Genomic DNA, 257 nt, shown 5'->3' on the forward strand with positions numbered 1-257 from the left:
ATTAGTTTGGTATTTTATGTCACCATATTTTAATCAACTAACTTCTAACACAACTGAAGTTATGAAAACCAAGGAGATAAGATTATTAGCTTTAGAACACCCAGTAATGATGATTATAGCAATTACATTAATTACTATTGGATGGTCTAAACACAAGAAAAAAACATCAAGTATAGCAAAATTTAAAACATTTGCTATTTTTTACGGTTTAGCATTACTACTTATTTTGTCTAGAATTCCTTGGACAAACTGGTTTA

Annotated in this window: 1 pseudogene; it reads left to right on the plus strand. The window is 27.6% G+C overall.

The features are described 5' to 3' along the window. Positions 1–257, plus strand: a pseudogene (locus tag ACRHNM_RS17315) (hypothetical protein); the annotation flags it as partial.

This window comes from Psychroserpens mesophilus (assembly GCF_050617655.1).
GTDB classification, from domain to species: domain Bacteria; phylum Bacteroidota; class Bacteroidia; order Flavobacteriales; family Flavobacteriaceae; genus Psychroserpens; species Psychroserpens mesophilus_A.